General features: G+C 67.7%; 10 protein-coding genes. 2 read left to right on the top strand and 8 right to left on the bottom strand.

Translation table 11 applies throughout. The annotated features are described in order from the left end of the window. Positions 1–317 precede the first annotated feature (317 nt). The 8 genes from G6R24_RS23730 to G6R24_RS13215 all read right to left on the bottom strand — a co-directional run bounded on the left by G6R24_RS23730 (position 318) and on the right by G6R24_RS13215 (position 6389). A complete protein-coding gene (locus G6R24_RS23730) occupies positions 318–833 on the bottom strand; it encodes an RRQRL motif-containing zinc-binding protein (protein ID WP_338083906.1) in 516 nt (171 codons plus the stop codon). A 145-nt stretch (positions 834–978) separates the two neighbouring features. Beyond that, positions 979–2958, bottom strand: coding sequence for a hypothetical protein (locus G6R24_RS13245; RefSeq protein WP_163549558.1), 1980 nt, complete (start codon positions 2956–2958; stop codon positions 979–981). 112 nt (positions 2959–3070) lie between these two features. Then, positions 3071–3496 (bottom strand): single-stranded DNA-binding protein, encoded by a 426-nt coding sequence (gene ssb / locus G6R24_RS13240; protein ID WP_225438474.1) that lies wholly within the window; start codon positions 3494–3496, stop codon positions 3071–3073. A gap of 61 nt (positions 3497–3557) precedes the next feature. Further along, complete coding sequence (locus tag G6R24_RS13235) at positions 3558–3818, bottom strand: hypothetical protein (RefSeq protein ID WP_163549556.1); 261 nt, start codon at positions 3816–3818, stop codon at positions 3558–3560. Positions 3819–3916: 98 nt separating this feature from the next. Beyond that, entirely contained in the window at positions 3917–4885 is a 969-nt protein-coding gene (locus G6R24_RS13230; protein ID WP_163549555.1) for a hypothetical protein, read from the bottom strand. Further along, a complete protein-coding gene (locus tag G6R24_RS13225; protein ID WP_163549554.1) occupies positions 4882–5142 on the bottom strand; it encodes a hypothetical protein in 261 nt (86 codons plus the stop codon). Before G6R24_RS13225 ends, G6R24_RS13230 begins: the two co-directional genes overlap by 4 nt. Before the next feature lie 75 nt (positions 5143–5217). Then, positions 5218–5427, bottom strand: a complete 210-nt coding sequence (locus tag G6R24_RS13220; RefSeq protein ID WP_013878179.1) for a hypothetical protein — start codon at positions 5425–5427, stop codon at positions 5218–5220. A 305-nt stretch (positions 5428–5732) separates the two neighbouring features. Next, the gene (locus tag G6R24_RS13215; RefSeq protein WP_050803845.1) at positions 5733–6389 is read right to left on the bottom strand and encodes a ParA family protein; all 657 of its coding nucleotides are present in this window, start codon (positions 6387–6389) and stop codon (positions 5733–5735) included. Between the two features lie 616 nt (positions 6390–7005). Between G6R24_RS13215 and G6R24_RS13210 the strand changes: the two genes are divergently transcribed. Both G6R24_RS13210 and G6R24_RS13205 read left to right on the top strand, forming a co-directional pair. Beyond that, entirely contained in the window at positions 7006–10650 is a 3645-nt protein-coding gene (locus G6R24_RS13210; protein WP_163549553.1) for a hypothetical protein, read from the top strand. Next, the gene (locus tag G6R24_RS13205) at positions 10647–11165 is read left to right on the top strand and encodes a hypothetical protein (protein WP_163549552.1); all 519 of its coding nucleotides are present in this window, start codon (positions 10647–10649) and stop codon (positions 11163–11165) included. The genes G6R24_RS13210 and G6R24_RS13205 overlap by 4 nt, the downstream gene beginning before the upstream one ends. Positions 11166–11232: the final 67 nt, after the last annotated feature.

Below are 11232 nucleotides of genomic sequence, written 5' to 3'. Positions count from 1 at the left end.
CCCGGACGCACAACACCCCCGACTGGAGAGGAAACCAGTCGGGGGTGCGAGAGAGGCGATGGTGCGACGGGGGTCTACTTCCGCGATCTACTTGCAGTCGGGGCAGGGAACGCGGCCACCCTTGCCACCGAAGACGAATCCGATGCTTCCGGTGTCCGCGCACGCCGTGCACTGTCCAGGCTTGGGCTCAAGATTCATGGTCTATTCGGGCCTGCCACTTCCCTCCGGGAGTTCCATGCTGACCTTTTCCTCGCGGGGGTCCTTGCCGAAGATCCTCACGTCCAACTCTCCTCTGTGGGTGTGACGATGCGAGTCTGTCAGGCCGCCCGACGTTCGTCCGGCGATGCGCAGTCGAGGCAGGTTCCGAGATGGGTAGGGATCGTGTATCCAACGTTCTCTCGGCAGTCGGGGCATATCTTCCGTGCGGCGTGTGCGCGGTCGAGCGCGGCCATCTGCCGAGAAGTTGCGGCGGTCCGCTGGACCGTCTGGCCGATCGGGTAGAGAATCGCGGTCCGAATCCCGCCAGCGTCCCCGCGCCGAGAGCGCCACATCAGTTGTCCGACAGGGTCCCCCGGAGAGGTGGGCCGGAATCCGATTTCCCGAAGCTGAGTCCGGGTGTAGAGCCCCGATGGCGCCATGCCCCACGGCCAGGTGGGAATGCCGTATCGTGTTCCGTCCGGGTCCAGGAATCGGATCACGGGATGCCCTCCCGGGTCTGTCACAGGAATTGGGTTCGTGCTTCCGGCTGTGTCGCATCTGATGTGCGCCGCCGTGTCCGGGGTTGGTTCCCGGCGTTGAGCTGATCGTGCATGTCCGGGCGCTGTTCGGCGCATGTCTTGTGGCAGGGGGAGCCGTTCGGCGCCCGGACGATTGCGGGGCGGTGGCAGATGACGCACGGTGCGGGTTTCCCGATGCCGCCTTTCGGGGAACCGTTGTTGCCGGACCAATCGAGCGGAACGGGGTCAGGGTCCCGCTCGACTATTGGGCGATCCGGTTTGCGTACCACGCCTGCAACTCTTCCGGCGTGTAGGTCTGGTCTCGCCCTTCTCCCTGCCCCTTCGGGAATTTCGGGTCACGCATTCTCGCCGCGCGGGCCGTTCCCGGCTTGAGCGGGATCACGCCCGTCCGGCACGCATCGGGGAGGGTGATCCGTTCCGCTGTGCCGTCACCGTCGGTGTCCGCTGTCACGGGCTGGACCGTGACAGGGTCCGGGGTGTCACGGTCATCGTCGGTGGACGGGTCCCCTGTCGAGTCCGCGTGCGTGACCGTCACGTAGTCCGTTACGTCCGGGGTCCAGCCACCCACGGTGACGGCCGGCACCCACCCCTCCGCCGCGGGAAGCGAGCCACTCGCGGCCGGTCGCGCGTCTTCCACCTGCTCTTCTTCGTCGTCCTCGGTGAACAGGTGCTCCCACTCGCGGACCCACCGGCCGGCACCGTAGGAGCTTTCGACTTCCCGAATGTGCTCTTCGGTAATCCACGGGGCGCACCGGCCGGCGTCGAACCACTCCGGTGCCTCGGGAAGCGCGCGGAGTCGAGCGTTCGCGCTGGCCGGATGGACGTAGGCGACTTGGAAGAGATCCGGCCTTTCACCAAGCGGACCGTAGGTGCCGCGCCCCTTGATGCTCGCGTCCCACGCGGGCTTCTTCACATGACCGTATGTGGTTATCCACTTCTGAGCGGAGCACGTCCCGGTGAGTATCCGGCCGGAGAACAGGTCCCGAGCGTCGGACCCCGTGTCACCGAATAGCTTGAGCGCCAATTGGTGAGCGCCGAGCACCACCCGGTGTTCCAACGCGCGCCCCTGCATCAGCGTGACGTAAAGCCAGAAGGGGACCGGGCTTTGCTTCTTCTGCTTACCGGGGCCAGTCCACCACTGCTTTGCACCTCCGGCGAACGAGCCGAATTCGTCGATGATGAGCACGCGAGCAGGAATGTCCTCCGTGGAATATCCCTCCTGCTGCATCAGCGCGACGGCGGTAGCCGATGCAATGAATTCCGCCAGCGCGCGAATTGCTCCCTCAATCGTCGTGTGAATCCGCACCCCGGACACGGTCCGAGACGGACGGGTCGGGTCACCGGCGATCCCGTCCGGGTGTTCCGGCTTCCGCTCCGTGAAGCTCATGCGCTTGAGATCGATGATGTCGACCAACGCGCCATGCTCGCGGTTGTGCAGGAGGGGAACGGTCAGGGTGGTGGTTTTGCCACTCCCGGAACCGGCGACCACGGCCAGGTGAGGCACGTCCGTCTCGGTTCGCGCGTAGACGGGCGCCTTGCCGGGACCGGCGCCGATGTGCATCACGTACGGGTCGTCGGAGGACTCCCACTCGACCGCGTCCGGGGGCTGGGGGGTGGGCATGAACTCCATGAACCGCGGCGCGCTGGTGAGGTGGACGCGGGACACCTCCATGGGTGCCTTGCTCCATCGGTCGATGAGCCGGTGTACGGCGAGTTGCTGGTACTCCTCCCCCACCCAGTGGTCCGGGAGGTTCACGCGGGTGATGGAGCCCTGCTTGGCGGGGTTCCGCGGGACGATGAGCCACTTGTCCGCCGATGCGCCGATGGGGAGCTGGAGCGGCCCGGACAGCGACTTCATGAGCGGCTGAACGAGCCGTCGCCGGTGCTGGCGGTGCACCCACCGGCGGTGCGCCCGGTTGCCCGCGTAGACCAGCCCACCTACGGCCACGGTGGCGGTCAGGGAGCTGGTCAGGGTCGGGTCTGCAATCTGCCCGTACGCCTCGCCCAGGGCGGCGAGGGTGCCGCCGGTGCGGTGCGCGGCGCGCTGCCACCGGGGCCGGTGCTGCCACCGGTACGCGCGGCCGGAGGGGTGGACGACGGTGGTTGCCGGGTGAAGCCAGGTGGCATCGGTGCGGGGGACTCCGTCCAGCGGCGAGCCGGAGATCCAGCGCCACCCGACGATCCGGGCGGGGGTTCGTGTGGAAAGGTCATGTCGGGCCATGGGGTGTGCTCCCGTGGTCAAGGGGTCGGGCGCGTGGAGTCTTTGCTAAGAGTCACGCGCCCGATCCCGCCGAGCAAAGGGGTTTCGTCCGGTCTGTGGATAACCGGGATGATCAGGACTGATGCGCCGGAACCACGGTCCCGCCGCCCGGGGTGGTGGCGCTGGTGTCGTCGGCCGCGCCGGAGCGCTCCGGCCGATGCGAACGGGCCGCGTGGAACTTGATCGACACGGCGACTTCGTCCACCTGGACGTCCCACCCGTAGCGGGTCTCGCCGCTCTGCTTGTCGGCCCAGGACGACTGGCGGAGAGTGCCCACCACGAGCACCCGGTCGCCCTTACGCAGCGACGCATCCACGTTCTCCGCGGTCTGCCGCCACGCGGTGCACCGGTGGTAGGACGTCGCCCCGTCCGACCACTCGCCGGTGTTCTGGTCACGGCGACGCTCGGTGCAGGCGATGACGAACGACGCGACGGCCGCGCCGTTCGGGGTGAACCGGAGTTCGGGGTCGTTGGCGAGGTTCCCTGCGATGGTGATCACGGCTTCCTGCATGGTGCTGCCTCTCTCTGCGAAACGGGGATCGGGCCGTGGGTGGGTGAGGTCAGGCGACGCGGGGTCCGCGGGTACGGGCGAGGTGAACGAGTCCGGCGACACCGGCGAGAGCGGCCAGGATCGCCAGCAAGGCGCCCGTGACCATCTCCGGGTGTGCGAGCACCGGCTCGCCGTAGACGAGCACCAAGGCGACGCTCAGGGCCACGACGGGCCGGCGGAGCGTGGCGAGAACGGCGCGGGCGAGGTGCGCGGCGCGCTCCGCGAGGTGGATACCGGCCAAGAGCAGAACGAGAACGGCGAGAATGGTCACGGGACAGTTCCCTTCCGGGTGCAACGGCGGGGGTGTTCCGGGAGCTGGTGACCGATGGCGTCGGTCACCAGCTCCACTGCTGCTGGGGGCAGCTCGGGCTACAGGTACGGGTTCGGCTCGTTCGCCGCGGCCCGGGACTCCCGGATGATCCGGCGGACGTGCGAGGGGTCGACCGTCACGCCGGAGTCCGCGAGACGCTCGCGGATCGTGGGGACGTCGGTCACTCCGTTCGCGACAAGCTCACGGACACGTCGGGCCTTGGACCCGCGGGGTGTCCTGTTGTCCTTCGGGACGTCCGGGGCGTCCTTCAACATGGGGGCGGACAAGGCCGTGACCTGCCGGACTTCGGTCAGGACGTCGACCTGACGTCCCGCGGGAGGTGCGGGGGAGTCCGCCACCGTGGCCGCCTCGCCCACGGGCAGGCCGACGACGTCCGTCCCGATGGGGGGACGTCGCGATGCCTCCATCGCGAGCATCTGCGCCGTTGCCTGGTCTTCCACCCGGGCCACCTGTCGGCGAACCGCGGCCACGGCCATCTGAGCGGACGCACGGGAGATCTGCTGAGCCACCCACTGTGCGTCGTCCGGCGACAGGTCCGGGGCCGTCGCGCGGTTCAGGGTCCACCACAGGACCTTCGCCGCGATGCTGACGGACGCGCCGATGCACGCCATGGCAACACCGCCGGTCTGGAGTCCCTCAAGGGCGATGGCGGTCACGGTGACCGCGAGCAACGCCCATCCGATCTTGTCCACCGTCGCGCGCCGGTCGGGCCGGAACCGGACGATGAACGACATGCCGAGCGTGGCGAGCCACGCGAGGTCGAACACCGCACCGGCGAGGTAGGCCGTCCACGTGCCGTTCAACAGGTGCGCGATGGACACCGTCGACCACGTGATGGACACCAACGTGAGCGCAAGCACCAGGCCGACGACACCGCGCACGGCGATAACGTCGATGTCCCGGGGGAGCACCGGCACGGCCACGCGACGGGTACGGGTGACCGGCGCGGACTCGCCGTTGACGGTGTGGGTGTCGGTGTACTTCTGCGTCTCGACACGGAACTTCATCGGGTCACCTCGCCGCGAGCTTCGGTGACGAGCGCGGCCAGGCGGACGAAGTCCCGCGCGTCGAGCGCGCGGCCCATGTCGCGAACCATCCCGCGCAGCCAGTCCAGATCGGCCGAGTCGGGGGAGACGGGCATGTGGTGGAAGCGGCCGTCCGGCGTGCTGGCGGGGATGCAGTAGTCGCATCCGGATGGGGCGGGGGTGAGGTCGAGCTCTCCGCCGCCCCATCCGCAGTGGTCGGGGGGTCGTAGGTTTGTCATGGGTCGGGTCCCTTCTGTGGAGGGGGTCGGTCAAGGGCCGTGTCCGGGGGGCAATCCCGGGCGCGGCCCGTCTGGTTACAGGCCCTTCGACTTCCTGATCTCGCGGACCAACTTCGCGCGCTGGTCGAGCCCGAGTGTCAGCAGTCCGTCGACGACGTCGGCCTTGGTCACGCGCTTGCCCAGTTCCAGGGACAGTTCGAGGGTGAGCCGCTCGACAGCATCGATGATCGGCTTGCTCAGGTAGTAGGACACCCGCTCCCGCGGGATCTCCGTCTGTACGGTCACTCGTCGCCTCCTCAGCAAGTCCGGCAGGGTCGGTGCTTCTGGAGTCGACGATACCTCAGAAGTCGGAGAGTCGGAGGTTCGGTGTTCGACTTTCGGTGTTGGATGTCCGGATTTTGGTTGCGAGCGAACGGGGGTCCTTCGGGTGCGGGTGGGTGCCGGCCGCGCGGGAGTCGGCTCCGGCGGGGCCTGTCCAGTAGGCGGTACGGACTCCGGCGCGGCGGGCGGCTCGACAGTCGGTGTCGCGTCCGATTCCGGCTCCGACTCCGGGGCGAGCATGTCCCGGAACTTCCGGCGTCCGGGCGGTGTCATCTGATGTCTCCCGTTACGTAGTCGCGGATGACCTCCGCCGTCACCCGGCGGTAGTCGAGATCGGCCTCACTGGCGTACCGGCCGCGATAGGCCCCGATGGGTACTCCGGCCAGTGCGGCATCTTCGTGCGCCGCGTAGCTCCGGATGATCGTGCTGAACACGCCGTACCCCTGTTCCACCAAATCGGTCCGGGCCTGTTCCGCCCGGGGGATCGACCGGGGGTCCACTCGGGTGAGGAGAACCCGGAACGGCACTCCAGACGGCCGGACCACATCTCGGACCGTTCTGGCGAGTCCTGCGAGGTCCAGTGCCGCGGGTGGACTCGGGAGGATGACCGCGTCCGCGTGACGCACCACGGCAAGCAGTGCGGCGGACTCCCGGGCGCCCGGCGTGTCCACAACGATCACGTCGTACTCGGCTACCTCGCGGACGTGCCCCAAGAGTCGAGGGTCGGTTTCGGCGGTGTAGTCGAAGCGGAGCTGGACGCCGGCCGCGCGCGCACGGTCCGCCCACCTGGCGGAGTCCCCGTTGGGGTCGGTGTCCAGTAGCAGCACGCGCGCGGCGAGCGTCTCGGCAAGCAAGTGGGTGATGTTGAGGGCCGACGTCGTCTTGCCGACGCCGCCCTTCTGACTGGCGAAGATCAGTATCCGCATGGCACGGGCCACCCCCTGTGTTGTGAACATCCACAGTCTGATGTCGCACATCGGAGGTGGACAGGGGGATGCGCCCGCGAGGTGCGACACGCAGTGTGGGATGTCCGTCGCGCCCGGAACGTCAGTGCTACTCTGAGCGTTGGAACTAATCGCATGCGACTTGTAGAGGAGGTGGGGTAGATGCAGACGCGAACGCGATCAGCGAGGGTCCCAGACGATCTTTACCTACTCGCGATGCAACAGCTTGATGTGGCGGCGGACGCTTCATCGTGTCTCGTGATCCGTGCCGCTCTCGCGTACGCGGCCGGCGTCGACGTCGCGGACTACACCCCCCGACGCACAGGCCGTCCGCAGGGCGCCAAGGACAGGCGACCCCGAACCCGTCAGCAGGCGGGGGACGGAGAGCGGGCGGCGTGATGCCCTGAAACGCAAGCGGCCCGGGTGCTGGCAACACCCGGGCCGGACACCCCCGAACCCCTTCACGAGAACTGGAGTGCTACGTGCACACCAATCGTACGGTCGCGCGCGCGTCTGCGCCTGACACCCGGACGGAGTCCCGGGAAACTCACCACGACACCCACCCCGTTCGGGGTACCAGCTCCGGCGAGGTGGGCCAGTGACGGCCCCCGCGGAGGACCCGCGTCTCCTCGCCGCGATGGACGGTGCGCCGGACCCTGTCGAGCCACCCGCGGACGATGACAGCCCCACCTCGTCACGCACGACGTCACGCAAGGTCGGAGCGGGCCGGAGCGGCGAGAGCAAGAGCGTCGCCGGTCGCACCCGTCCCCACCTCGCGAACGTCTCCCACGATGCCCCACCGGTCGGCGGACGCCACACCCTGAACGGTCGCACCTACTTTCAGCGCGAAACGGGCCTGTTCGCGGTGAACAAAGAGCAGGAGGAATACCAGATTGCCCCCGGGACTATGGAGGTCACGGGAAAAACAGAACTCCGTGATGTCGACCGGGAACGTGCCCCCGGAAAGATCGTAGAGACGCTCTTCCATACGCGGTACACACCGCCCGGGGCTGAGCCGCGGGAAGTCGAGGTAACCGACCGGGACATGCGTACACGCGAGCCACAGTGGCCGCACGCACTCGGTATCGGCGGACTCATTGGAGCCCGGGGCCCGCAAGCGGTCGGAGAAGCCGTCCGGGCCATGGGGTTCACGGTCCAGATGCGAGGCGAACTCCGGCAGGCGTACGCCGTTCAGGGGCCGCTACGCCGTCCATCGGGCGAGTGGGTCTACACCCGGTATGGCGCACCGGCACTCACCAGAGACGGTGTCGATGACACGGTGTACGCGATGCTGCACCCGGACATTGCGGAAGCAGAGGCTTTCCGTGTGCTCGGCATCGGGGAACCGTCAACCGATGAGACCTATGCCGATGACGTGGCCGTGATGTTTCTGTTCCTGTCGCTGCATGACGATCCGGCTATCGGGTGGGTGCACCTCGCCCAGCTCGGTTACGGCCCGTGGGCGGGGCTCTCTGGCCTGCGTCACCTCGCCACAGCAATCGTCGGAACAACCGGATCACGGAAAAGCGCCGTGTCCGGGTTGATAAACGCGGCGCAGTCCCGGGGCTTCATGCCCACCCGCGCCCGTGCGCACATCCCGACGGTGAAGATGCGGCACGCCGCGTCGTCGAAGGTAGGCGCGGAACGTACGCTCTACCACTACGGCTCCGGTACCGCGACGGTCGACGACCTGTTCCCAGGAAACCAAACCGCCTCGGAAGTCCGAGCAGACTGGATTACCGCTTCGGCTATCGCGGACAAGATGGCTGACCAGTCCGGCGGACAGAAGGGGCGCCGCGAGGGTAACGGGCTGAACCCTGGCCTATATCCACGATGCTGCCTCCATTTCACGATGGAGGAACTCCCTTACGTGGATCAGCACGGTTCAGAAGCGGCACGGCTCCTCATTGTTTGGATGGATGGGCCCGTCAATATCGACATCCTGTCGTTCCTACAGGAGCCGCAGAACGTCACCGCGGTCCGGCGCGCCTACGCGCGAATGATCCGCGACGTCCTGGCCGACATCGACATGCCGATACGGGCACACGCGCGCGCACTCGACACGATGGACAGGTGGCCACGGGTAGGCCACAACAGAGCATGGGACAACGGCGCGGCGATGCTGACCGGCGCGCTCCTGTTCACAGACGCTGTCGAGCGTTCCGGGTTCGGCCCGACCGGGCACCTTGTGGCGCAGGCCGAAGCGACGGTGCGGGAGATCCTGGCGCGTCAGGCGTCCCGATGCGGGATGGTGGGCGACCGGCAGGCCGCACGCGACTATGTGACTCTGTTCGTGAAAGGTGTTCGAAAGCTTCTGAAAGCCGGTTCGATGCACCTTTCCGGTCCGATGCGGGATGCGACAGGTGCGGCTATCCCGCCGCATGTTCCCGACTATCACTCGGACGATTTTGGGTGGATAGCTACGCCGATACGTCCGAGCGATGACAGCACCGAAGCTGGGTCCCTGTGGCGAGCGTCGGGTAAGGCGTTCGGGGCAATTCACCGGCGCGTGGAAGGTGCCACGGGTCGAGTTCAAAACGATTTCCCCACCGGCTCCTGGCGGGTTCGGGTTGCCGAGTGGCCGGAACTCTGCGAACTCATCGCAGGCACGACCGACTGGCCGATGCCTCACGCTTCCGAACTCCGGCGGATTCTCGCGAAAGACGGCCTACTCCACTCCGAAAAAGCATGGGTGGCCGCGATCTGGGACGGGAGGCGGGAGAAGACGCTGTCTCTCGACCTTCACCGAATCATGGCGTGGACCGACGATGACGACGACGCGCCCAACAACAGTGGAGGTCGTGACCAAGACGGTGATGACTCCGGCGGTGGCGATGACACTCCGACGCCGGACCCAGCTTTGGCCGAACTCGCGTCGGCGGAGCAGCACGGGATGAGCTACCCGTCCGCCCTTCCCTTGGACGCACTCGGACTCACCCCGGAACAGGCCGCGATGGCCGCGAATGGGGAGGTGTCGACCGGCCCATGCCTCGGGTGCGGTGAGCCGATGGCACCCCACGTCCCGGGAGACGGCGTCTACATCGATGCCACTGGCGCCTACGTCCAAGCGCATCCGTCATGCGAGCCACCAGCTCCGGCCGCACCAGCTCCGGCCGCACCAGCTCCGGCCGCACCAGCTCCGGCCGCACCAGCTCCGGCCGCACCAGCTCCGGCCGCTTGGACGGCACCGGAGCTGACGCCGGCCGGCTTGGAGTCGCTCCGCCGGACACTCGCGGAAGTCGAGTGGGAGGGTCCGACCGATGACACGTTCATCGGCGACGTGGCCGCGCGAATCGGGTCCGCGTTCCCGAGCAAGGGTGCACCCGGCTCCGGCGGCCCGGGTCTCGTCTGGGGCGAGGGGCGGGGGCTCACCGGCTACCGCCTGTTCCGGATGGTGCAAGGGCGTGCACCTCGCCGGCTTCCCCCGGATGAGCGGATCGGGGACATCTCCCACCCTGTTCCGACCCCCCGGGCGACGTGGTACAGGCCGCTCACCCCGGAAGAGCGGGCCGCACGGTTCCTTGTCAGGTACGACGTCAACGGGCAGTACCTCGCTGCCGCGGGAGCGATCCCGCTCGGCACCGGAAGGCCGATCCACCTCGCGGAGCGGGTCATCATCTCGCCGAAAGCTCCGGCGTACTACCGGCTGACCGTCGCACCCGAAGCGGGCGACGTGGCGCCGTTCGTGGCACACGGGGATGACTGGTACTCCGCCCCGGGCGCTCGATACCTCGCTGATCGCGGACTCGTCCGAAGCGTCGATGAGGGGCTGGTCTGGACGGACGGGCACCCGTGGTTGGACAGGTGGTACCGGGCCACACGTGACGCGCGGGCGTACCTCGCCACCGGAACCGCGAGCGTCGACCTGGCGGCACTGGCCGCGGTAAAGGCGATGTACGCCACGTTCCTCGGGGGGTGGCTCGCGTCGGAGCAGTACAACGCGACACCGCTGTTCCGGCCGGATTGGCGCGCACACGTTCGGGACCGCGCCGCGGGGAATCAGGCACGCTCGCTCGACAAGGTCCGGGAGACATCCGGGCGGACCCCATTCGCGCTATTCAAGGATGCGGCGTATTTCACGGCTTCATCGCCGGACGACATCCCGGGTGGGATGGTGGTGTCCGGCCAGTTGGGCAAGTGGAAGCGCGAAGCGTACGGCGAACTCACCCCCGACATAATCGAGATCCTGAACTCCGGCGCGGACGACGTATTCGGCGCACTGCGTAAGGCGGTAGGGCGATGACTCCCGAAGAGGAAATGCAGAAGTTCGCGGACTCGTTCGACTGGCGCGACGGGTTCCGTTCCCTCGTGGAAGAGGGGAAGTCGAATCGCGAAATCGTCGAAGCGCTCGACTTGACCAACGGAGGAGCCATCAAGCGCGCGTCAGCAATGCGAACGGCACAGCGATACCGGAAGCTCGTCACGGGAGGTAGCGGCCAAACCCGCGGAGGGCGCAAGGGGCCGCAGGATACTCGCGTGCTGGAAGCGTTGAAGCGGCGCGCGGCAGCGGACAAGTTGCGTAAGACGATGGTCATCGGCTGGAAAGCGGCTGTGAACGTCAAGAGCAACAGCAAGGGGGCCGGTACCCGGGGGCAGGATCTCGCACCCTTCGGGGGTGCGAATGCTGCCGCCGATGCCCTTGAGCGTGGCGACTACGGGGAAGCCGGGGGTGCGTTCAGCCGTGCGCTGATGCAGCAGTACGGGGCCGAAAGCTTCCTTGAGGTGAAGAGCTTCGAGCGGCTCGACCTCCAGTACTGACAGCACGCGCGAGACCCCCCGGCGATCACGGACCGCCGGGGGGTCTCGCGCGTGTCCCCTCCCCTCC

Source organism: Candidatus Frankia nodulisporulans (assembly GCF_902806475.1).
Taxonomy (GTDB): domain Bacteria; phylum Actinomycetota; class Actinomycetes; order Frankiales; family Frankiaceae; genus Frankia; species Frankia umida.
Note: the sequence above shows the minus strand (reverse complement) of the source record. Positions and strands in the feature narration are given on the sequence as shown.